Source organism: Methylobacterium sp. 1A, assembly GCF_058072805.1.
On sequence record NZ_JBYQVE010000002.1, the window covers coordinates 1540913 to 1560611 of the forward strand.

17 protein-coding genes and 1 tRNA gene are annotated in these 19699 nt (G+C 71.4%); 9 read left to right on the plus strand and 9 right to left on the minus strand.

The annotated features are described in order from the left end of the window. Position 1: 1 nt before the first annotated feature. Both ACX9MN_RS27290 and ACX9MN_RS27295 read left to right on the plus strand, forming a co-directional pair. Entirely contained in the window at positions 2-733 is a 732-nt protein-coding gene (locus ACX9MN_RS27290) for a hypothetical protein (protein ID WP_489725987.1), read from the plus strand. Then, complete coding sequence (locus tag ACX9MN_RS27295) at positions 733-2796, plus strand: 3'-5' exonuclease (protein WP_489725988.1); 2064 nt, start codon at positions 733-735, stop codon at positions 2794-2796. Before ACX9MN_RS27290 ends, ACX9MN_RS27295 begins: the two co-directional genes overlap by 1 nt. A gap of 134 nt (positions 2797-2930) precedes the next feature. On the opposite strand, the gene ACX9MN_RS27300 is transcribed toward ACX9MN_RS27295, so the two are convergent. From ACX9MN_RS27300 to ACX9MN_RS27330, 7 genes are all read right to left on the minus strand, one after another. Next, positions 2931-3022 (minus strand) — tRNA-Ser (locus ACX9MN_RS27300). A 12-nt stretch (positions 3023-3034) separates the two neighbouring features. Further along, the gene (locus ACX9MN_RS27305) at positions 3035-3895 is read right to left on the minus strand and encodes a glycosyltransferase family 2 protein (RefSeq protein WP_489725989.1); all 861 of its coding nucleotides are present in this window, start codon (positions 3893-3895) and stop codon (positions 3035-3037) included. Continuing rightward, entirely contained in the window at positions 3892-5160 is a 1269-nt protein-coding gene (gene lysA, locus ACX9MN_RS27310; protein WP_091928102.1) for a diaminopimelate decarboxylase, read from the minus strand. The genes ACX9MN_RS27305 and lysA overlap by 4 nt, the downstream gene beginning before the upstream one ends. Before the next feature lie 166 nt (positions 5161-5326). Then, positions 5327-5674 carry a hypothetical protein gene (locus tag ACX9MN_RS27315; RefSeq protein ID WP_489725990.1) on the minus strand — a complete coding sequence of 116 codons (348 nt, stop codon included), beginning with the start codon at positions 5672-5674 and terminating at the stop codon, positions 5327-5329. 168 nt (positions 5675-5842) lie between these two features. Further along, entirely contained in the window at positions 5843-6145 is a 303-nt protein-coding gene (locus ACX9MN_RS27320) for a hypothetical protein (protein WP_020094369.1), read from the minus strand. 143 nt (positions 6146-6288) lie between these two features. After that, positions 6289-7011: a hypothetical protein gene (locus tag ACX9MN_RS27325; RefSeq protein WP_489725991.1), complete on the minus strand. Its 723-nt coding sequence runs from the start codon at positions 7009-7011 to the stop codon at positions 6289-6291. A 150-nt stretch (positions 7012-7161) separates the two neighbouring features. Continuing rightward, the gene (locus tag ACX9MN_RS27330) at positions 7162-7788 is read right to left on the minus strand and encodes a DUF1134 domain-containing protein (RefSeq protein ID WP_091928104.1); all 627 of its coding nucleotides are present in this window, start codon (positions 7786-7788) and stop codon (positions 7162-7164) included. Between the two features lie 124 nt (positions 7789-7912). Between ACX9MN_RS27330 and ACX9MN_RS27335 the strand changes: the two genes are divergently transcribed. Further along, complete coding sequence (locus tag ACX9MN_RS27335) at positions 7913-8515, plus strand: YHS domain-containing (seleno)protein (protein ID WP_489725992.1); 603 nt, start codon at positions 7913-7915, stop codon at positions 8513-8515. Here ACX9MN_RS27335 and ACX9MN_RS27340 read toward each other — a convergent pair. Next, positions 8496-9368, minus strand: a complete 873-nt coding sequence (locus tag ACX9MN_RS27340) for a 3'(2'),5'-bisphosphate nucleotidase CysQ family protein (protein WP_489725993.1) — start codon at positions 9366-9368, stop codon at positions 8496-8498. The genes ACX9MN_RS27335 and ACX9MN_RS27340 overlap by 20 nt on opposite strands. A 72-nt stretch (positions 9369-9440) precedes the next feature. Beyond that, positions 9441-12446 (minus strand): bifunctional [glutamine synthetase] adenylyltransferase/[glutamine synthetase]-adenylyl-L-tyrosine phosphorylase, encoded by a 3006-nt coding sequence (locus tag ACX9MN_RS27345; RefSeq protein ID WP_489725994.1) that lies wholly within the window; start codon positions 12444-12446, stop codon positions 9441-9443. 407 nt (positions 12447-12853) lie between these two features. Between ACX9MN_RS27345 and chpT the strand changes: the two genes are divergently transcribed. The 6 genes from chpT to ACX9MN_RS27375 all read left to right on the plus strand — a co-directional run bounded on the left by chpT (position 12854) and on the right by ACX9MN_RS27375 (position 19623). Beyond that, complete coding sequence (gene chpT, locus ACX9MN_RS27350) at positions 12854-13564, plus strand: histidine phosphotransferase ChpT (protein WP_103986157.1); 711 nt, start codon at positions 12854-12856, stop codon at positions 13562-13564. 104 nt (positions 13565-13668) lie between these two features. Next, the gene (locus ACX9MN_RS27355) at positions 13669-16437 is read left to right on the plus strand and encodes a hybrid sensor histidine kinase/response regulator (protein ID WP_489725995.1); all 2769 of its coding nucleotides are present in this window, start codon (positions 13669-13671) and stop codon (positions 16435-16437) included. Between the two features lie 133 nt (positions 16438-16570). Next, positions 16571-17089, plus strand: coding sequence for a chemotaxis protein CheW (locus ACX9MN_RS27360; protein WP_020094377.1), 519 nt, complete (start codon positions 16571-16573; stop codon positions 17087-17089). Between the two features lie 11 nt (positions 17090-17100). Further along, the gene (locus ACX9MN_RS27365; RefSeq protein WP_012320961.1) at positions 17101-17493 is read left to right on the plus strand and encodes a response regulator; all 393 of its coding nucleotides are present in this window, start codon (positions 17101-17103) and stop codon (positions 17491-17493) included. A gap of 58 nt (positions 17494-17551) precedes the next feature. Then, positions 17552-18763 (plus strand): chemotaxis-specific protein-glutamate methyltransferase CheB, encoded by a 1212-nt coding sequence (gene cheB, locus ACX9MN_RS27370; protein WP_020094378.1) that lies wholly within the window; start codon positions 17552-17554, stop codon positions 18761-18763. Then, entirely contained in the window at positions 18760-19623 is an 864-nt protein-coding gene (locus ACX9MN_RS27375; RefSeq protein ID WP_489725996.1) for a CheR family methyltransferase, read from the plus strand. Before cheB ends, ACX9MN_RS27375 begins: the two co-directional genes overlap by 4 nt. Positions 19624-19699 lie beyond the last annotated feature (76 nt).

The following is a 19699-nucleotide window of genomic DNA, read 5'->3' on the forward strand; positions in this document are numbered from 1 at the left end:
TATGAAAACTCTTCCAAACGCCACAATCACCGAAGTAAACGAATATTGCAGAAAATACAATGAAACAGACAGTTACATCCGGGGACTTTTTAGCTTCATCGCGGATGCCAAACTTCTTGATGAGATCGTAATCGCGTATTCAGGCGCAAGATATATATACAAACTTGGACAAGGTCTTGCTTGCACCGGAACAGAACTTCACGCTCACAGTAAATTTCAAATCACTCAATATGCTTCTATATATGAAGCAATAGTAGGATATATGCTGGAAGATATTTACAAAGATAATGAAGCGGTCAAAAAACTATTCTCGGGGACTGAATTGGTCCCGTCTGATTATAGCAAAAAGATCGTATTCTCTGATATAGATGGGGCTGATCTTCTGTTGTGTAAAAAGAAAACTATCAAGAGAGACAAAACAACGATCAAATTCGATGACAAAGTTGACTGTTGCGTTCAAATTGGCTTTATACACTCAAGTATTGCTCCTGATATAAAGAGATTTTACAAACTGCGGAATGGTATACACCTCTCAAATGCAATTAAAAATGTTATTACATACGACACAGCACAAGCGCAAATTGCTTATAGAAGAATTCGTCCCTTTGCATTGGGCATAAGGGATTATCTTGCTGATGGAAAGCTTCAATTTTCAGCCATGACTAAGGCTGCATTCATTCAACTTAAGGCGGATCGGCGTGCAGCACGCGAAAAGGCTAGAACGGGTGGATAATGGACTTTCGGATTGCCGACACCTTCAGCGCCGCACTAGCTCGCCTGCCCGCCCAGGAGCAGAAGGCGGTGAAGACCTCAGCCTTCGACATGCAGCTCGATCCGTCCGGGCCAGGCCTACAGTTCCACCGGATCGAGGCTGCGCGGGACCCAAATTTCTGGTCTGTGCGGGTCAACCGCGACATCCGCATCATAGTCCACCGCACCGCCGGCAGTCTGCTGCTCGCTTACGTTGACCATCATGACAAAGCCTACGCCTGGGCCGAACGGCGGCGCATCGAGGCCCACCCGCGCACCGGCGCCGTGCAGATCGTCGAGTCGCGCGAGCGGGTTGAGGAGGCCGCGCCTGCCCTTTTCACGAAGGCGCAGCCCGAGCGAGCAACGCCGGAGCCCGCGCTATTCGACGCGCTTCAGACCGACGACCTGCTCGGCGTCGGTGTGCCGGAAGACTGGGTCGAGCCTGTGCGGGCGGCCACCGAGGCGCGGTTTTTTGATCTAGCGGCGCACCTGCCGGCTGAGGCGGCCGAGGCGCTCCTGGAATACGCGGCCACCGGTCGCCTGCCGAAGCCTGTCGAGCCGGCCGTCGATCCCTTCGAGCACCCGGACGCGCAGCGCCGCTTCCGCGTCATCGAGGATGTCGAGGCGCTGCGGGTCGCACTCGATGCGCCCTGGGAGCGTTGGTCGGTGTTTCTGCACCCCTCCCAAGCCGGCGTGATCGCTAAGACCTACAGCGGCCCTGCTCGGGTCGCTGGCTCGGCTGGCACTGGCAAAACGGTGGTGGCTGTGCACCGGGCCGTTCGGCTCGCTCGCGCCGACCACCACGCGCGTGTGCTGCTCACCACTTTCTCGAAGCCCCTAGCCGACGCGCTGCAGCGCAAGGTCGACATCCTCATTGCGGTGGAGCCACAAGTCCGGGGCCGCATCACCGTCGTGCCCTGGGATGGGCTGGCAGACGAGCTGCACCAGCTCGTTCACATGCGCCGGCCTCGGGTCGCCACGCTAGCGCAGATCAGGGCGGCGCTAGTTGAGGCCGCGAGCGGGAATGCGGCGTGGTCTGAGCGGTTCCTCGTGAGCGAGTTCCGCCACGTGATCGACGCCTGGCAGGTCGCGGATGAGACCGCCTACGCGGATACGCCCCGCCCCGGTCGTCGCTCACGCCTCGGCGCCAAGCAGCGCGCGGCCCTCTGGCCGGTCTTCACCGCGGCCCGGGCCCGGCTGGCCGCGCAGGGTCTGGCGACCTGGGCGAGCGTGTTCAGCGGACTCGCAGCTCATTACGGTGCATCCGCGACACCGCCCTTCACGCATGTCGTTGTGGACGAGGCGCAGGACCTGGGCGTCTCGGAGCTGCGCTTCCTGCGTGCACTCGCACCTGAGGGTGAGGATCGCCTGTTCTTCGCCGGCGACCTTGGCCAGCGCATCTTCCAGCCGCCGTTCTCGTGGAAGGCGCTCGGCGTCGACGTGCGCGGGCGCTCGACAACGCTCAAGGTGAACTATCGCACCTCGCACCAGATCCGCGAGGCCGCCGACCGACTGCTCCCCGGCGCTGTCCAAGACATGGATGGGCGCGAAGAGGCGCGGAAGGGCACGGTCTCGGTGTTCGACGGGCCGCGCCCGCAGGTGCTCAAGCTCGCCGACGAGGCTGCCGAGCGCGAAGCGATTCTAGGCTTCCTGGAAGCCGCCCGGGCGGATGGCATCGCGCCGGACGAGATCGGCCTATTCGTCCGCGACCGTCCTCAGCTCGACCGCGCTCGCGCCGTCGCCCAAGCCGCTGGCCTCGTGCCTGTAGAACCGGGGGACGCTCCTAGCGCTTCAGGGGCTAGCGTCACCGTCGGCACGATGCACTTGGCGAAGGGTTTAGAGTTCAAGGCCGTGGCCGTGCTCGCCTGCGACGACGGCGTGCTCCCGCTTCAAGATCGCATCGACACGGTTAGCGATGAGGCTGAGCTAGAGGAGGTCTACGAGACCGAGCGACACCTGCTCTACGTCGCCAGCACGCGCGCGCGGGATCGCCTGCTGATCACCGGCGTGCGTCCCGGATCGGAATTTCTCGATGACCTAGGGTGATTCGGTGGCACAGCCTCTCCACCGGAACCGCCATACTAACCAGCCGTCAGCTACAAAGCGCAGCCCACCAAAAAAACTACAAAATACCTGGCGGATGCCAATCTAACTGGTTGTTTTGCCATCATAAAATTGGATGGCGGAGACGGAGGGATTCGAACCCTCGATACCCATTTCTGGGTATGCTCATTTAGCAAACGAGTGCCTTCAGCCGCTCGGCCACGTCTCCGGCGCTCTGGCTCTAGAAGGTCGGATCCGGCGGGTCAACCCGATCCTGGCGGCCGGCGGCCACGCGGCGGCGCTCGACGTGCTTGGCGACGCGCAGATGCCGCGAGATCGCGTAGTTCATCGCCGTCAGGAAGCCGTAGGTGCCCCGCACGAAGTGGCGGCGGCCGAGATAGGCCTTCAGGAAATTGCCCGGCAGTTCGACGAACACCCGCCAGGTCGGGATCACCACGCCCCGCGACTCCAAGTCGTCCGCCTGCTGGTCGGAGTAGCGGTTCAGCTTGTCGAGCTGGTCGCCGAGCGAGCGCACCGAGAAATGGTGGATCACGCCCCGGAGCCGGCCCGGCTTCACCCCCGGTTCCAGCGCCACCCGGTCGTGGACCGGCGAGGCGGCGTAGCGGCCCCGATCCTTCCGGTAGAGCCGGACCGGCGTCAGCGTGTAGGCGAGCGGGTGCGGCCGGCCCTCGCCGGGGAAGATCTCGGCAATGCCGATCCGCCACGCCGGCCGGCGCGGCTCGCCCGCGGCCCAGAGGCCCCGGATCTCCCGGGCCAGCTCCGGCGGCACCACCTCGTCGGCGTCGAGGTTCAGGAGCCAGACGTGCCGGCACTGCTCCTCTGCGAAGCGCTTCTGCGGGCCGTAGCCCGGCCAGGGATGGTGCAGCACCCGCGCGCCCAGCGACTCCGCCAGGGCCTGCGTGCCGTCGGTGGACCCGGAATCGACCACCACGAGGTCGTCGGTCAGGCCGCGGACCGCCCGAAGCGTCGCGCCGATCCGGTCCACCTCGTTGTGGGCGATGATGAAGACCGACAGCGGCAGGGGCCCGTCGGGTCCCGGGAGCGGCCTGGGGGCGGCGGCGCCCTCCGGAGCGCGGCTCACGCCAGCCAGTCCGGCACCCGGTCGAGGGCGATCAGGGCGTCGACGTCGAGGCGCGGGCGGACCACCGCCGCGCGGTCGCCCCGCACCAGAACCTCCGGTACCAGCGGCCGGGTGTTGTAGGTGCAGGACTGCACCGCCCCGTAGGCGCCGGCGCTCATCACGGCGATCAGGTCGCCGGGCCTCACCTCCGGCATCTCGCGGTTGAGGGCGAGGTAGTCGCCGCTCTCGCAGACCGGGCCGACCACATCGGCGACGAGGCGCGGCGTCTCGGGACCCGGCTCGATGACCGGCCGCAGGCCGTGATAGGCCTCGTACAGGGTCGGGCGGATCAGGTCGTTCATCGCCGCGTCGACGATCACGAAGGTCCGCCCCTCGCTGTGCTTCACGTAGAGCACGCGCGTCAGCAGGATCCCGGCATTGCCGACGATCATCCGGCCGATCTCGAAGACCGGCCGCAGGCCGAGCGGGGCGAAATGCGGCCGCAGGGTCGCCGCCAGCGCGGCCGGGTCCGGCGGCGGCGCGTTATCGTCGCGGTAGGGGATGCCGAGGCCGCCGCCGAAATCGATGTGGCGCAGGGGATGGCCGGCCGCCAGCAACTCCCGGGCGAGGCCGGCGAGCAGCCGGGCCGCGTCGGCGAAGGGCGCCAGATCGGTGATCTGGCTGCCGATATGCATGTCGACGCCGTGCACCGCGATCCCCGGCAGGGCGGCCGCAGCGGCGTAGACAGCCGGCGCCCGGGTGATCGGGATGCCGAACTTGTTCTCGTACTTGCCGGTGGAGATCTTGGCGTGCGTGCCGGCGTCCACGTCGGGGTTCACCCGGACCGAGACCGGCGCGCGGAGGCCGAGGCCCACCGCCACCTCGGACAGGACCGCGAGTTCCGGCTCACTCTCCACGTTGAAGCAGAAGATGCCGGCCCTCAGTGCGGCCTCCATCTCGGCGCGGGTCTTGCCGACTCCCGAGAACACGATCTTGCCGGGGTCCACCCCGGCCGCCAGGGCCCGCTGCAGCTCGCCGCCGGAGACGATGTCCATCCCGGCGCCCCGGGCCGCGAGGGTCCGCAGGACGGCCTGGTTCGAGTTCGCCTTCATGGCGAAGCAGACCAGCGCGTCGTCGGCCGCGAACGCCTCCGCGAAGACGCGGAAGTGCCGCTCCAGCGTGGCGGTGCTGTAACAGTAGAACGGTGTGCCGACCTCCGAGGCGAGGCCGGTCAGGTCGACATCCTCGGCGTGCAGGCGGCCGTCGCGATAGTGAAAATGGTGCATCTCGGCCGTGTCTCGTCGCCGTATCTCGTCCCGCCGGAGCGCGGGCTGTTTCCCGTGAAACACTCCGCCGCAGGCTGCGGCGGCGCGCGCCGGTGGCGGGGTCCGACCGAGTCCGAGCGGGGCCACCGGGCGCGCGGTACCGCGACGGCGTGCCGGCCTCCGCCCTCTACAGCAGCGGATCCAGAATGAAAGGCTCCTTCGGCACCAGGTAGCCGCGCCGCGCGCCGCGGCTGGTCTCGACCGGCGCCTCGGTGCCGCCCGGCGGGACCGCCGCCGCGGAGAGCTCGTCGCCGGCGCGTACCGAGGCCGGGTCCGGCTCCGGGGCGCCGCCACCGAGGCCGACCGAGACCGGCAGCGTCCGCCGCCCGGTCGGCGCGTCCGCGCTGGCCTGCGCACCCGCCCGCGGGGCCGCCGTCTGGGGCGGCTCCAGCGCACCCCGCCGCCCGCAGGCGGAAGCCGCCAGGGCCACGAGGCCGGACACGGCGAGGAGTTTCAGGGCGGGTTTCGACAACATCGCGCGAGGGTCCGGCGGGCTCGGCACCGGCACGCGAGGGCCGGCGGGAGCGCTACCTTAGCCGTTGCCGCGTCCCGGCGCGAGCGCCCGTCCGCCACAGGCCGGCCGCGGCGCATGGTTGGGGCCCGTTCCCGCGGCTCCCGGCCCGGCCTCGACAGCCGGAAGGCGTCAGCCCCGCCGCTCCTTGCCGCCCTGCGAGCCCTGCCGGTTCTTGGCGGGGGCGTTCTGCTGCTGCTCGGCCTCGTAGGCGTCGATCGCCCGGCGGCAGTTCTCGCTGAGCTTCTTCCAGTTCTTCTGGAAGCAGGCATCGGTGGCCGGATCGTCGGGGGCCAAGTTGCCGCAATAGGTCAGGTAGTCCCCGGTGCAGTACTTCTTCAGGGTCTCGTTGCCGCGCTTCGTCTGCTGCGCGGCTGCCGGCAGCGTCAGGGCAACGGCCGCCGCGACGGCGAGGACGATCGGCTTCAGGCGCATGGGTATCCGTACCATCTGTCGAAGTTGTGAATGCAGGACGCGTCGGCGATGCGATGATGCCTTTGCGTGGTCGAAACAAGGCAGTCATCGCAGGTTTTCGGTTGCGTTCCGGTCGCCAAACCCCGTTTCGGAGGTGGATCGGCTCAGACCCGCTCGGGTTCCGGCATCGCCGCCGCGGTCCGCGGCATCCGGCCCGGGGCCGTGAGGGCCTCGGCGACCTCGACGATTCGCCGGCGGAGATCGGCGTTCTCGCGCTCGATGCCGGCCTGCCGGTCCGGCGGCAGGTTTCCGGCCCGGTCGTGGCGTTCGTTCTGGCGGTCGGCCACGGTCAGGGCCAGAGCTTCCTCGGCCGCCTTCAGGCTCGCGCGCAGGTCGTCGCGCTCGGCCGCCAGCGCGGCGGCGTCCGGTGCCGGCGCCGCGCCCTGCCGGAGCGCCAGGAGACTGTCGAGCAGGTCGGCATGGGCGTCCTCGAGAGCCTGGAGCGTGGCGAGGCTCGCGCTCCCGTCCTCCCGCGCCAGCGTCAGCTCGGTCTCCAGCTCCCGGGTCTTGGCCTGGGCCTGGGCGATCTCGGCGTCGCGGGCAGCGACGTCGCGCGCCAGGGCGGCGACCCGCATCGTCCCGGCCCCGATCGCCGCCATGTCGGCCTGCCGCCGCGCCTCGACGGTCTCGACCCGGCGCTCCAACCGGCGCTGCTGCACGGCAAACTGCGCGCGCAGGAAGTCGCGCTCGGCGGCGATCTCGGCCGGCGACAGGGGCAGGCGCGCCTCGGCCCGCCGACGCTCCAGGCGCGCGGCGCGGGCATTCAGGGCCGGCAGAAGCAGCAGGCCGCATAGGCTCGCCGCCAGGAAGCCCAGCGCGAAGATCATCACCGTTTCGATCACGAGGGTGCAGCCCGCGCATCCGGCCGGAAAACCCGACCCAACTCCACTCTAGCCCAGGTTGGCCGCGAGGGTGAAATCCCGCGGGGCCGGTCAATCAGAACGCGTTCCGCGACGCCGTCCCGGATCGAGGCCGGATCAGAACGGGTTCCACGTCGGCTCACGGGTGAACTTCAGATAGCCGACATTGATCCCGAGCCGCGCGCCGACGCCGCTGCGGATCGGCACGACGATGACCCGGTCGTTGACCACCGCGGTCATCCCGAAGCCGCCCACCAAGTAGGCGGAGCCGTCGACGCCGGCGAAGCGGCGGTACAGGTCGCGCACGTTGGGCAGGTTGTAGACCAGCATCATGGTGCGGGCGCCGTCGCCGCCGACATCGAAGCCGAGGGACGGGCCCTGCCAGTAGATGCGCCGCTTGCCGGCGTTGCGGGTGTAGAGCGTGCCCTCGCCGTAGCGGACGCCCGCCACCACGGCGCCGCCCCCCTCCTGGCCGAGGATGTAGCCGTTGGGCTCGCCCCAGCGCCGGCCCGCCTCCTCGACGGTGAGCGCGAGGCCGCGCGACACCGTGCCGAAGAACCGGTGGCCGGATTCCACGATCTCGCCGGGACGGAAGGTCTCGGGCGTGTCGAGATCCTCGCCGGCCGCGCGGGCCGCGCCCGCGGCGCCGAGGAGGGAGCCGCTGAGGGGCGCACCCAGCGCCAGGCCGAGGCCCGCGCGCAGGAGGGTGCGGCGGTCGGTGCCGCGATCGTCTCGTGCCGTCATCGTTGCCTCCTCGCCCGGTTCGATTAACGGTTCGTGCGATGGACCTGTGCCGCTCTGTCCCGCCGGGCCGGCAGAGGCCGCGCCGGGCGGATGAGTCGGACCAGCTTCTGAGGGAATCCGCAAGATGTGGTTAACGCGTCCTGACCCCGCACTCCGCACGGCCGGGCGGTCGGGCGCGGGCGTCCCGCGTGCGGCGCTCACGCTCGCGCGGGCGGTGGGGCTGTCAGCCGCGCTGTCAGCCGCGCTGGCGGCCCTGCCCCCCGGCCGCGCCGCCGCGGAGGAGGGCCTGACGGCCCGGACGCGGATCGAGCTGCTGACGCTCAACGGCTTCGACCCGGTCAGCTACTTCCTGGAGGGCGGGCCGCAGGCCGGTCTGGCCCGGTTCGAGCTGTCCTGGGGCGGCCAGGTCTGGCGCTTCTCCAGCGGCGCCAACCGCGCCGCCTTCCGGGACGACCCGCCCGCCTACGCGCCGCGTCTCGGGGGCTACGACGCCGCCGGGATCCTGGATGGCCGGCTGGTGGACGCCGATCCCCTGGTCTTCGCGGTGATCGACGAGCGCCTCTACCTGTTCCGGGATGCCGGGCGCCGCGCCCGGTTCCTGGCGGAGCCCGGTCTTGCCCGGCAGGCGGAGGCGGCCTGGCCGGCCGTGCGCCGCCTGCAGGATGTCCCGCCCGACGCCTCGCTCGACGCATCGCCCAACGTGCCGCCTACGGATGCGCCGCGCTGAGCGCCGCCGCCGGCCGGTCGCTCGCGCGGGCCGGCAGGGCGAGCCGCGGGGCCAGGGCAGGGTCGCCGAGGGCCGCGAAGGGCCCGTTGCGGTGATCGGGCCCGTGCTGGCCGTAGCGGATCGGGCCGCCGCCCGGCACCACCACGCAGCCCCCCGCCGCCGCGACGATGTGGTCGCCCGCGGCCGTGTCCCATTCCATTGTCGGGCCGCAGCGGACGTAGATGTCGGCCTCGCCTGCGGCGATCAGCCCGAACTTCAGGGCGGACCCGACCTGGCGCGTCTCCACCACTGGCAGCGCCGCCAGGCAGGTGGCGGTCTCGGGATCGCCGTGCCGCCGGCTGCCCAGGGCGACGAGGCCCGTCCCCGGCGCCGCCCGCGCGCGGACCGGCCGCCCGGCCCCCGGCCGGCCCGCGATCACGGGGCCCTCCAAGGTCGCAGGGCCGGCCCACCAGACGCGGCCGAGGCCGGGGGCCGCCAGCGCGGCCGCCACCGGGCGGCCGCCAGACACCAGCGCGATGTTGACCGAGTAGTCCGGCGTCCCGGCGAGGAAGTCGCGCGTGCCGTCCAGGGGATCGACGAGGAAGAAGAGATCGGCGGGGCGGGTCGCGTCGCTCTGGGCGCGCTCCTCGGCCACGACCGCGATCCCGGGGAAGCGCCCGGCGAGGGCCTCGACGATCAGGTCCTCGGCCTCGACGTCGGCGGCGCTGGAGGGCGAGCCGTCCGGCTTCAGGGCGTGGGGGCAGGGGCCCCGGTGGTAGCGGCGCAGGATCTCCCCCGCCGCGCAGGCGATCTCGGCGAGCGCTGCGGCGATCCGCTCACGCTCCGGTCCCGAGATCGTCGCCGCGCCCGTCATGATGCCTCCCGACACCGCCCTGAATGCCCGAGCGGGGGGGGAATGTCGACGGCCACTGGCCGGAGCGCCGCCTCATCGGCGCTCCGGCAGCTCCCGCGCGGCGGCCGGCATCCGAACCGTCCGCCGGATCCGCGCCAGCAGGGCCTGGCTCCGGCGGCGGTGGCGGCGCAGCTCCGCCGCGAGGCCGCGCGCGTCCGGGAGGCCCACCGCCTTGGCGATCTGCCGGGACGCGGTCTCGGACGGCTCCGCGGCGGGATCGGTCATCACGAGCCGCTGCCACTGGTAGACGGCGTCGAGGAAGCCGTAGGTCTCGGCGAGGGCCTCGCCCGCCGCCGCGGGCAGGAGGCCGCGCGTCGCCGCCTCGCGGAAGAGCGACTCCGCGCCGAGGCCGATGCAGCCGGGCCAGTCGTGCGCCTGGCTCAGCACGATGGCCTGGGCGAGGAAGTCGAGGTCGAACAGCGCGCCGGGGGCGAGCTTCAGGTCGTAGGGGCCGGCATGGCCCCGCTCCCGCGCGACCAGGGCCCGCATCGCGCCCGCCTCGGCGCAGACGGCGGCGGTCTCGCGCGGCTGCCGGAGGATCCCGGCGATCGCGGCCGTGACGTCGGCCGCCAGGGTGGCGTCGCCGGCGACGACCCGGGCGCGGGCGAGCGCCATGTGCTCCCAGAGCTCCGCCTCGCCGCCGTGATAGGCCGCGAAGCCGCTGAGCTGCACGGCGGGCGGGCTGTGGCTGCCGTAGGGTCGCAGCCGCAGGTCGACCGCGTAGAGCCGGCCGCGCCGCGTGGCCGTGGTGAGCGCCGCGAACACACGCTGCGCCAGCCGGTTGTAGGCCACCACGGCGTCGAGGGGCCGCCGTCCGTCGCTGGTGCGGTTCTCCGGGTCGAAATCGTACAGGAACACGAGGTCGAGGTCGGATTCCGCGCTGAGCTGGCGGGATCCGAGGCGGCCGAGCGCCAGGACGCAGCAGCGCCCCGCCGGCACCGCGCCGTGGTCCAGGGCGAATCGGCGCTCCTCCGCCTCCAGGCTCAGGGCCACCGTGGCCTCGGCAATCGCCGCGTAGGCCTCCCCGGCCTGGCGCGGGGTGAGGATGCCCGACAGCAGGCGGGCGCCCGTAACGAAGGCCATCTGCCGGGTGGCGTCCCGGCAGCGGTCGAGGCTCTCCTCGTGGCTTGCAGGCTGGCCCAGGAGCGACCGGTACTGCGCGCGGACCTCCCCGGGATCCGTGGTCGGCGTCACGAAATCGGCGTCGAGCACGGTGTCGAGGACGTGCGGGCTCAGGCCGACCGTGTCGGCGAGGCGCGGCGCCGTCCCCAGGATGTCAGCGAACAGCAGGCGCAGGCGCTCGTGCGAGCGCAGGATGGCGAGGAGTTCGGCCACCGCGGGCATCCGCGCGAAGGCCCGGTCGAGGGCGAGGAGCGCCGCGTCGGGGTCGGCGGTGCCGCCGAGCGCGCGCAGCAGCGCCGGGAGCATCTCGGCGAGGATCTCCCGGGCCCGGCCGGTCCGCAGGGCCGGGCGGCGCCCGAGATGCCAGCCCTGCACGGTCTCCCAGGCCAGGGGCGGATCCCGGAACCCGAAGGCGCCGAGCCGCGCCAGGGTCTCGGGATCCGGCTCGCTCTCGCCGAAGACCAGGGCGGTGCCGTCGGCGCCGGCCTCCGGCTCCGCCTCGAACAGCAGGGCGTAGTGCGCCTGGACGCGTCCGGCATGGTGGAGCAGGGCCGCCTCGAAGGCCGCCAAGTCGGGGAAGCCCGCGAACACGGCGAGCGCGGTCAGCGCCTCGGTCCCGGTGGGCAGGCGCTGGGTCTGCTCGTCCCGGATCATCTGGATCCGGTGCTCGAGGGTGCGCAGGAACGCGTAGGCCGCGGAGAGCTCGTCCCGGGCCCGCCCGTCGATCCAGCCCTCCGCGACGAGCTCGCCGAGCATCGCCACGGTCCGGCGGCCCCGCAGGGCCGGCTTGCGGCCGCCGAAGACGAGCTGCTGGGTCTGGACGAAGAACTCGATCTCCCGGATGCCGCCGCGGCCGATCTTGATGTCGTGGCCGCCGACCGCGATGGTCTCGTGGCCGCGGACCATGTGGATCTGCCGCTTCAGGGCGTGGATCTCGGCGATGGCCGGGAAATCGAAGTGCCGGCGCCAGATGAACGGCGCGAGTTCCGCCAGGAAGGCCTCGCCGGCCGGGATGTCGCCGGCGATCGGCCGGGCCTTGATGAAGGCCGCGCGCTCCCAGTTCTGGCCGAGCGTCTGGTAGTAGTCGAAGGCGAAGCCGGTGGAGAGCGCCACCGCGGTCGAGCCCGGGTCCGGCCGCAACCGGTAGTCGATGCGGTGGACGTAGCCGTCGGCGGTCCGGTCGGCCAGGAGCTTCACCAGCCCCTGCGCCAGCTTGACGAGGAAGGGCTTCGGATCGCCGCCGGTCGCCGCGGCAGCGGGCTCGGCCTCGTAGAAGACGACGAGGTCGATGTCGCTGGAGTAGTTCAGCTCGCAGCCGCCGAGCTTGCCCAGGCCCAGGACGATCAGGCCCGAGCCGTCCTGCGGCGCCTCCGGATCCCTGGGCCGGTACCGCCCGGCCGCCATCCCCTGCCGGAGAAGCGCCTCGACCGCCCCGCTCACCGATGCGTCGGCGAAGGCCGACAGGGCGCCGGTCACCGCGTCGAGGTCCCAACAGCCGCCGAGATCCGCCAGGGCGACCAGGAGGGCGTGGGCCTCCCGGTTGGCGCGCAATTGCCGGCCGACCTCGGCGAGGTCGGGATTCGCCCCACAGGCGGCGCCGATGGCGCGCTGCCGCGCGATGATGTCCCGGCTCGCCGCGTCCGGCGGCTGATCCAGCAGGGCGACGAGCCGCTCGGGCGACCGGGTGGCCGCCCGCCACAGGAAGGGGGAATGATCCGCCAGGCCCAGGAGCAGCTCCCGGCAGGGCGGTGTCAGGAAGCCGGCCGGCAGCGCCGGCGCGAGCTCGGCGAGCCGGGCCCCCGCGGCGTCCGGGTCGGCGAGCCCGAGCCGGGGGCGCAGGCGCGCGCGCAGCGTCTCGGCTGGCTCGGCGGCCGCTCCCTTCGCCGATCCGTTCGGGAGACCGGTCTCATCTCTCATGCCGCATCCTCCCTGGCGCGACGGGGCCGGCATCGTAGCCGACCGGGCCGCCCGTGTCCGGTCCGGCGCGCATGGCACGCGGCGCCCGCCGCGCGTTCACGATGCGGCCAGGACCGGGCAGCGGCGACGCGTTCGCGGCCGCGCGGGCCCGGAATCGGGGGCCGTCCCGGCCTTCCGCCCGATCCGGTAACGCTTTTCAAAGCCGACCGTGGCGTCTATCCGTGCGGACCGGTCGTCGCCCCCGGTCCGGCCCGCGGGCCGCGCGGGATCCCTTCGGGCGACTCGATCGCCGCAGGGGCGGCCGAGGACTGGGCGGCCGAGAACCGGGCGGCCGGGAACCGGCAGCCCCGACCGGGGCCCCGGCCCGCAGACGTCCGCATTTCCGATCCGCCCGCCCGGAGCGCACCATGTCCTCCCCGACCTCGCCCACCCTGACTCTCGACGGCCTCGACCTCGCCGCCCTGCTCTGCTCCCGCGTCTGCCACGACGTGATCAGCCCCGTCGGCGCGATCGTGAACGGGCTCGAGGTCCTGGAGGACGACCAGGACGAATCGATGCGGACCTTCGCCCTGGAGCTGATCGGGAAGAGCGCCCGTCAGGCCTCGGCGCGGCTGAAATTCGCCCGCATCGCCTTCGGGGCCGCCGGCTCGGCCGGCGCCTCGATCGACCTCGCCGACGCCGAGAGCGTCGCCAAGGGCATGTTCTCCGACGACAAGACCAAGCTGACTTGGAGCGCCCCGCAGGCGCTGTTCCCGAAGAACAAGGTCAAGCTCCTGCTCAATCTCGTGATGGTCGCCACCTCGGCGATTCCCCGGGGCGGCCTGATCGACGTCGTCGTCTCCGGCGACGGCGAGGCGCCCACGCTGGTGCTGAAGGCCAAGGGCTCGCACGCCCGCATCCCGCCCCACGTCGAGGAGCTGATGGCCGGCAGCCCCGAGAGCGGCACCGTCGACGCCCACGGCATCCTGCCGTTCTACGCGGGCCTCGTGGCCCGGGCCGCCGCCATGGATGTCCGCTTCGCTATCGAGGGCGATGAAGTGACTATCACCGCCACACCCGCAGTGATCGACGCGCCCGAAGATCGCGATGGAGAGGCTTCGGACACGGCGCTGGCGTGAAACTCTGAAAAAGGTGCCGCGCGGGGCCGGGATGGAAACGCTTCCCTAACCCCGCGCGAGTAAGTAGGTTGCGCGAGACCTTCTCCGCGTAACGAGTAGCGCCTATGGACGACCTGCTTCGCGAGTTTCTGACCGAGAGCGGGGAGCATCTCGACACGGTCGATGCAGAATTGGTTCGATTCGAGCAGGATCCGAACAACGAGACTATTCTGCGGAACATTTTCCGACTCGTGCACACGATCAAGGGAACCTGCGGGTTCCTCGGACTCCCGCGGCTGGAAGCTCTGGCGCACGCCGCCGAGACCTTGATGGGTCGTTTCCGCGACGGGCTGCCCGCCACGTCGGATTCCGTCACCCTGATCCTGCTGACGCTGGACCGGCTGAAGGCGATCCTGGCCGATCTGGAGGCCACCGGCACGGAGCCCGCGGGCTCGGACGACGACCTCATCTCCGCCCTGGAGCGCATGGCCGAGGGCTCGCCCGAGCCGGAGGCCGCCGCCCCGCCGCCGCCGCCCGAGCCGGTCCTGCCCGATCCGGTGGTCCGCGAGCTGAAGCCCGGCGAGGTCTCCCTCGACGACCTGGAGGCCGCCTTCCTGGCCGCCCCCGGTCCGGACGAATCGGACTTCCTCCCGCCGCCGGCCCCCGTGGCCGCGATGCCCGCCCCTGCGGCCGCCGTCGCCCCCGCCCCGGCCCCGGCGCCCGCGCCCGCCGTCAGCGCGGCGCCCAAGGCCGAGAAGAAGCCCGAGCCCGTCGAGGCCGAGAAGACCGAGAAGGCCGAGCCGGCGCGCGCCGAGAAGGTCGAGGGCGCCGAGGGCGAGACGACCGCCGCCGCCAAGAACCAGACCATCCGGGTGAACGTCGACACGCTCGAGCACCTGATGACGATGGTCTCCGAGCTGGTGCTGACCCGCAACCAGCTCCTCGAGATCGCCCGCCGGCACGAGGATTCGAGCTACAAGGTCCCGCTGCAGCGCCTGTCGCACGTCACCGCCGAGCTGCAGGAGGGCGTCATGAAGACGCGCATGCAGCCGATCGGCAACGCGTGGCAGAAGCTGCCGCGCGTGGTGCGCGACCTCTCGGCCGAACTCGGCAAGCAGATCGACCTCGTGATGGTCGGCAACGAGACCGAGCTCGACCGCCAGGTCCTCGAGGTCATCAAGGACCCGCTGACCCACATGGTCCGCAACTCGGCGGATCACGGCCTCGAATCGACCGCCGAGCGCGTGGCGGCGGGCAAGCCCGCCCGCGGAACGATCCGCCTCGCCGCCTACCACGAGGGCGGCACGATCACGATCGAGATCGCCGACGACGGCAAGGGCCTGAACCTCGCGGCCATCCGCAAGAAGGCCGCGGAGCGCGGGCTCGCCTCCCAGGCCGATATCGAGCGGATGACCGACGCCCAGGTCGCCAAGTTCATCTTCCACGCCGGCTTCTCGACGGCGGCGGCGGTGACCTCGGTCTCGGGCCGCGGCGTCGGCATGGACGTGGTCAAGACCAACATCGAGACCATCGGCGGCCTGATCGACATCGCCACCACTGCGGGTCGCGGCACCACCTTCACCATCAAGATCCCGCTGACGCTGGCGATCGTGGCCGCCCTGATCGTCCGGGCCGGCGAGCACCGCTTCGCCCTGCCGCAGGTGGCGGTGCTGGAGCTGGTCCGGGTCGATGCCGGGGCGCAGCGGGTCGAGCATATCAACGGCGCGCCGGTGCTGCGCCTGCGCGAGCGGCTGCTGCCGATCGTCTCGCTCACCGGCCTGCTCGGCCAGACGAGCCCGGGCGCGGAGACGGACCAGGCCGGCTTCGTGGTGGTCGCCCAGGTCGGGCGCGAGCGCTTCGGCATCCTCGTCGACGAGGTCTTCCACACGGAGGAGATCGTCGTGAAGCCGATGTCGGTGAAGCTGCGGCACATCCCGATGTTTGCCGGCAACACGATCCTCGGCGACGGCGCCGTGGTGCTGATCGTCGATCCGAACGGCGTGGCCCGTCAGGTAGCGCAGGGCGTCCAGGGCAGCGGCGGCCACATCGACGCCGACGCCGACGAGGCGGTCGAGATGGCCGACACCAAGACCACGCTCCTGGTGTTCAAGGGCGGCCAGGGCAGCTTCAAGGCGGTGCCGCTGTCGCTGGTCACCCGCCTCGAGGAGATCGAGTGCGCCAAGGTCGAGTGGCTCGGCGGCCGCGCGCTGATCCAGTACCGCGGGCGCCTGATGCCCCTGGTCCCGGCCGACGCGGCGATCACCATCAAGTCGGAGGGGACGCAGGCCCTGGTGGTGTTCTCCGACGGCGAGCGCGCCATGGGCCTCGTGGTCGACGAGATCGTCGACATCGTCGAGGAGCGCCTCGACATCGAGATCGCGGCGGACCGGTCGGACCTGATCGGCTCGGCGGTGCTGCGGGGCCGGGCGACCGACATCATCAACATCGCCCACTTCCTGCCGCTGGCCTACGACGACTGGGCGCGCGGTCTGAAGCGGCCCGAGCAGATCTCCACGGTCCTGCTGGTCGACGACTCGGCCTTCTTCCGCGACATGCTGAGCCCGGTGCTGAAGGCCGCGGGCTACCAGGTGGTCACGGCGTCGAGCGCCGAGACGGCCCTGTCGACCCTCCAGTCCGATCCGCAGATCGAGGTGGTGGTCACCGACCTGGAGATGCCGGGCCGCAGCGGCTTCGACCTCGTCGCCGCCATGCGGCGGGCCGAGCCGCGCCTCGCCGGGCTCCCGGTGATCGGCCTCACCGGCGCGATCGGCGCCGACGCGGTGGAGAAGGCGCGGGCGCTGGCGATCAGCGACCTCGTGGCGAAGTTCGACCGCAGCGGCCTGATCTCGGCGCTGGCCGAGATCGGCGCCGCCACGGTGTCGAAAGCCGCCTGAGCCGCCGCGCCGCCCGCCCCGGGCGATCGACCCCGGCCGATCGCTCCAAGCCGATCGACCCAGGCCGATCGACCCAAGCCGATCGACCCAGGCCGATCGCGACGATCGCGACGAACGAATCCGGAGAGTTCCGATGCAGGCTGCCAACGCCAACACCAGCGGCGCCACCACCAACGGCGCCGAGACCGGCGCCACCGACGACTTCGTCACGGTCTTCGTCGGCGAGACGCTGTTCGGCCTGGCGATCGAGCGGGTCCACGACGTCTTCGTCCCGTCGGGCGTGACGCCGGTTCCCCTGGCGCCGGCCGAGATCGTCGGCCTGCTGAACCTGCGCGGCCGGGTCGTGACGGCCATGAGCCTGCGCCGGCGCCTGGGCCTGCCGGACGCGGAGGCCGAGGCGGACGGCAGCAAGGCCAGCCCGAAGATGGCGATCGGCCTGGAGCAGGCCGGCGAGACCTTCGCGCTGGTGGTCGACGGGGTCGGCGAGGTGCTCAAGCTCGGCGCCGACAGCCGCGAGGCGGTGCCGATCAACCTGGATCCGCGCTTCCGCGACCTCGCCACCTGCGTCCACCGCCTCGACGGCCGGCTCCTGGTGATCCTCGACGTGGACGCGCTCCTCGGCTTCACGCCCGCCGGCGCCAAGGCGGCTTGAGGGAGAGGTCGATGAAGGCGCCCCACGAGACCACCTGCCTGGTGGTGGACGATTCCGCGGTGATCCGGAAGGTCGCCCGGCGGATCATCGAGGATCTCGGCATGAATGTCAGCGAGGCCGAGGACGGCAGCGCCGCCCTCGAGGCCTGCGCGGCCAGCATGCCCGACGCCATCCTGCTCGACTGGAACATGCCGAACATGGACGGCTACGCGTTCCTCCAGGCCCTGCGCCAGAGCGAGGGCGGGGGCGCGCCGAAGGTCCTGTTCTGCACCACCGAGAACGACGTCGGGGCGATCGCCCGCGCCCTCCGGGCGGGGGCCGACGAGTACATCATGAAGCCCTTCGACCGCGACATCCTGACGGCCAAGCTCGAACAGGTCGGTCTCGTCGCCGACGCGGCCTGATCGCCTGTTCCCTGACCCGCGGCCCGAGCCCCGCGACCCTGCACCCGAGGCAATCATCATGGCCCTGAGTCCCGCGGTCGCCCCGCTGCGCACGCCGCCAACCCAGAGCACGACCTCATCGGCCACGGCGATCCGTGTGCTCGTGGCCGACGACTCGGCCGTGGTGCGCGGCCTCGTGGCCCGCTGGATCGGCGAGGCCGGATTCGAGCTCGTCGGCACAGCTTCCAACGGCCGGATCGCCCTGGAGCTGATGGCCAAGCACGACCCGGACGTGGTCCTGCTCGACATCGAGATGCCGGAACTCGACGGCACGACCGCGCTGCCGCGCATGCTCGCCATGAGCCCGAGCGTGCAGGTCGTGATGATGTCGACCCTGACGACGCGCAACGCCGATATCTCGCTGAAATGCCTCGCCCTCGGCGCGGTGGACTACATCGCCAAGCCGGAGAGCAGCCGCGGCGTCACCACCTCGGACACGTTCCGGGTCGAGCTGATCGAGCGCGTCCGCGTGTTCGGCTCCGCCCGCGCGCGTGGCCGGCGCCCGGCCGCCGCGCCCGCCGGCCACGCGCCCGGGTACCACGCCGCGCCGGCGGCCGCACCGGCCGCGGTGCATCCGGCGCCGGCCGCGGCGGCGCGCCCGGCGACCCCCTTCACGCTGCGGCCCAAGGTCCGCAACCGGACCCAGCCCCGCGCCCTGCTGATCGGCTCCTCCACGGGCGGCCCGCGGGCCGTGGGCGAGATGCTGGAGGGCATCGGCGCGGCCGCCCTGCGGCGCCTGCCGGTCCTGATCGTCCAGCACATGCCGCCGATCTTCACGGCGGTCTTCGCCGAGCACCTGGCCACCCGTACCGGGCTCCCAGCGGCGGAGGGCAAGGCCGAGGAGCGGGTCGAGCCGGGCCGCATCTACGTCGCCCCGGGCGGCCGCCACATGGGGCTGGCCGGCGGGGCCGGCGGCCCGATCATCAAGCTCACCGACGGCCCCCCGGTGAACTTCTGCCGCCCCGCGGTCGACGTCCTGTTCAAGGACGCGGCGGTGGTCTTCGGCGCCGCCACCGCGACCGTGATCCTCACCGGCATGGGCTCGGACGGGACCAACGGCGCCCGGGCGCTCACCGAGGCCGGCGGCCCGGTCCTCGCTCAGGACGAGGCCACCAGCACGGTCTGGGGCATGCCGGGCAGCGTCGCGCGGGCCGGGCTCGCCGAGGCCGTGCTGCCATTGCCCGAACTCGCGACGGCGCTGCGCGCCCTGATCACGGGGCAGCCGGCATGACCGAGCTCGAGTTCGAATTCCTGCGCACCTTCCTGAAGCAGCGCTCCGGCCTCGCGCTGACGCCGGAGAAACGCTACCTCGTGGAGAGCCGGCTGACCCCGGTCTGCCGCCGCTTCGGCCTCGCCAGCCTCGGCGACCTGATCGGCGCCCTCAAGCTCGCCCAGAACAGCACGATCGAGCGGGCCGTGGTCGAGGCCATGACCACGAACGAGACCTTCTTCTTCCGCGACCGGATCCCCTTCGACCTGTTCCGCGACACGCTCCTGCCGGACGTGCTGGCGCGCAAAGCCGGCCGCCGCCGGCTGCGGATCTGGTGCGCGGCGGCCTCGACCGGGCAGGAGCCGTACTCGCTGGCCATGCTCCTTCAGGAGGCGGCGCCGCGGCTCGCCGGCTGGCAGGTGGAGATCGTCGCCACCGACCTGTCCACCGAGGTGATCGAGAAGGCTAAGCTCGGGCTGTACAGCCATTTCGAGGTCCAGCGCGGCCTGCCGGTGCAGTGGCTGATCAAGTACTTCACCCAGGTCGGCGAGCAGTGGCAGATCGCTCAGAGCCTGCGCAGCATGGTGGATTACCGCCAGCTCAACCTGCTGCACAGCTTCGCCTCGCTGGGCCAGTTCGACGTGATCTACTGCCGCAACGTGCTGATCTACTTCGACGCGCCGACCAAGTCCGACGTCCTGGCGCGGCTCGCGGCGCAGCTCGCCCCGGAGGGCGCGCTCCTGCTCGGCGCCGCCGAGACGGTGATCGGCCTGACCGACCGGCTCTCGCCGAACCCGAAGCACCGCGGCCTCTACGGCCACGCCGAGGCCGCGGCGCGTCCGGCCGAGGCGCCGCCGCTGCGCATGGCCGCGAGCCTCTGAGCGGCGCGACCGGGATCCCTGGTCGTGCCCCGGCTCCGGGCCGTCCCCGAGTCCGCCAGCGCGACGGGAATCCGGG

Excerpts from the sequence above, each read along its gene's own strand:
- ACX9MN_RS27295 (WP_489725988.1), top strand. The coding sequence starts at position 733 with ATGGACTTTCGGATTGCCGACACCTTCAGCGCCGCACTAGCTCGCCTG.
- ACX9MN_RS27325 (WP_489725991.1), bottom strand. The coding sequence starts at position 7,011 with ATGATCTTCGCGCTGGGCTTCCTGGCGGCGAGCCTATGCGGCCTGCTG.
- ACX9MN_RS27355 (WP_489725995.1), top strand. The coding sequence starts at position 13,669 with ATGGACGACCTGCTTCGCGAGTTTCTGACCGAGAGCGGGGAGCATCTC.
- ACX9MN_RS27340 (WP_489725993.1), bottom strand. The coding sequence starts at position 9,368 with ATGACGGGCGCGGCGACGATCTCGGGACCGGAGCGTGAGCGGATCGCC.
- ACX9MN_RS27345 (WP_489725994.1), bottom strand. The coding sequence starts at position 12,446 with ATGAGAGATGAGACCGGTCTCCCGAACGGATCGGCGAAGGGAGCGGCC.
- ACX9MN_RS27320 (WP_020094369.1), bottom strand. The coding sequence starts at position 6,145 with ATGCGCCTGAAGCCGATCGTCCTCGCCGTCGCGGCGGCCGTTGCCCTG.
- cheB (WP_020094378.1), top strand. The coding sequence starts at position 17,552 with ATGGCCCTGAGTCCCGCGGTCGCCCCGCTGCGCACGCCGCCAACCCAG.
- lysA (WP_091928102.1), bottom strand. The coding sequence starts at position 5,160 with ATGCACCATTTTCACTATCGCGACGGCCGCCTGCACGCCGAGGATGTC.
- ACX9MN_RS27335 (WP_489725992.1), top strand. The coding sequence starts at position 7,913 with ATGTGGTTAACGCGTCCTGACCCCGCACTCCGCACGGCCGGGCGGTCG.
- ACX9MN_RS27290 (WP_489725987.1), top strand. The coding sequence starts at position 2 with ATGAAAACTCTTCCAAACGCCACAATCACCGAAGTAAACGAATATTGC.
- ACX9MN_RS27360 (WP_020094377.1), top strand. The coding sequence starts at position 16,571 with ATGCAGGCTGCCAACGCCAACACCAGCGGCGCCACCACCAACGGCGCC.
- ACX9MN_RS27375 (WP_489725996.1), top strand. The coding sequence starts at position 18,760 with ATGACCGAGCTCGAGTTCGAATTCCTGCGCACCTTCCTGAAGCAGCGC.
- chpT (WP_103986157.1), top strand. The coding sequence starts at position 12,854 with ATGTCCTCCCCGACCTCGCCCACCCTGACTCTCGACGGCCTCGACCTC.
- ACX9MN_RS27315 (WP_489725990.1), bottom strand. The coding sequence starts at position 5,674 with ATGTTGTCGAAACCCGCCCTGAAACTCCTCGCCGTGTCCGGCCTCGTG.
- ACX9MN_RS27365 (WP_012320961.1), top strand. The coding sequence starts at position 17,101 with ATGAAGGCGCCCCACGAGACCACCTGCCTGGTGGTGGACGATTCCGCG.
- ACX9MN_RS27330 (WP_091928104.1), bottom strand. The coding sequence starts at position 7,788 with ATGACGGCACGAGACGATCGCGGCACCGACCGCCGCACCCTCCTGCGC.